General features: G+C 64.0%; 1 protein-coding gene. It reads left to right on the top strand.

Features of this window, described 5'->3' with window-relative positions; translation table 11 throughout:
* Positions 1-33: 33 nt before the first annotated feature.
* Positions 34-1522 (top strand): murein biosynthesis integral membrane protein MurJ (gene murJ, locus AC1DWI_RS22740; protein ID WP_477725861.1); only part of this gene is annotated, 1489 nt, incomplete at its 3' end.

The raw sequence follows: 1522 nt of genomic DNA, 5'->3' as shown, positions 1-1522 counted from the left end.
GGACTAGCGACCGTGGGGCTATAAACTCCCGGGGTGTCACTTTTCAAATCCGCTTCTACCGTCTCCCTTCTGACCCTGGTCTCCCGAATCACCGGTTTGGTGCGGGAACTGCTGATTGCCTCGACTTTTGGCGCCAGCGCCATGACGGATGCCTTCAATGTGGCATTTCGCATTCCCAACCTGTTCAGGCGGCTGTTTGCCGAGGGGGCTTTCAGCCAGGCTTTTGTGCCGGTGCTGGCCGYCAGCAAGGCCCAAAACGGCGAAGCCGAGACCAAACTGCTGATAGACCGGGTCGCCACTTTACTGGCCTGGGCGCTGCTTTTGACCTGTGTGGCCGGCGTGGCGGCAGCCCCTGTGCTGGTCTGGGCCATGGCCAGCGGGCTGAAGCAGGAGGCGCGTGGTTTCGAAGCCGCCGTTTTCATGACGCGCTGGATGTTTCCTTACATCGGCTTCATGTCGCTGGTGGCGCTGTCCTCGGGCGTGCTCAACACCTGGCGCCGGTTTGCCGTGCCGGCTGCCACGCCGGTATTGCTCAACCTTTCCATGATTCTGGCGGCCTGGCTGGGCGCCCCCTGGTTCAAGGCGCACGGGATCGAGCCGGTTTACGCCCTGGGCGGCGGCGTGATGGTGGGCGGCATCCTTCAACTGGCGGTGCAGGTGCCGGCGCTGTTCCGGCTGGGGCTGCTGCCGCGCATTGGCTGGAACCCTTCTGCGATCAAGGCGGCCTGGGCCGATCCGGCCACCCAAAACATCACCAGGCTCATGGTGCCGGCCTTGCTGGGTGTCAGCGTGGCGCAAATTTCGCTTCTTATCAATACGCAGATCGCTTCGCACCTCACGCCCGGCAGCGTCAGCTGGCTCACTTATGCCGACCGCCTGATGGAGTTCCCGACCGCGATGCTGGGTGTGGCCATCGGCGTGGTGCTGATGCCGCAGCTGTCGGCCGCCAAAGCCGCCGGCGATGCGGCGCGCTATTCGGCCATGCTGGACTGGGGCCTGCGCATTGTGGTGCTGCTGGCTGTTCCCTGTGCTGTGGCCCTGATGACGTTTGCCCAGCCGCTGGTTGCCACGCTTTATCACTATGGTGCTTTTACCGACCGCGACGTGCAGCAGACCACTACGGCCTTGATGGGCTACGGCGCGGGCCTGCTGGGACTGGTGGCCATCAAGGTGCTGGCGCCCGGTTTTTATGCGAGCCAGGATATCAAGACGCCGGTGCGCATTGCGGTGGCCGTTCTGGTGGTGACACAGCTGCTCAATCTGGCGCTGGTGCCGTTTTTGCAACACGCGGGGCTGGCGCTGGCCATCGGTATTGGCGCGCTCATCAACGCGTTCTGGCTGCTGTGGGGGCTCAAGCGGCGCGGCAGCTACACGCCGGCGCCCGGTTGGGGCATGTTTTCGGCACAGGTGGTGGGTGCCAGTGCGTTGCTGGCGGTTTTCCTGCTGTGGGCGGCCGGGGCTGTGAACTGGGTCGGTTTGAAAGGCCAGTATCTGGAGAGAATAGGGCTGCTGGCGCTTGTCC

The sequence above is a fragment of the Polaromonas sp. P3_C2 genome, from assembly GCF_056402675.1.
Note: the sequence above shows the minus strand (reverse complement) of the source record. Positions and strands in the feature narration are given on the sequence as shown.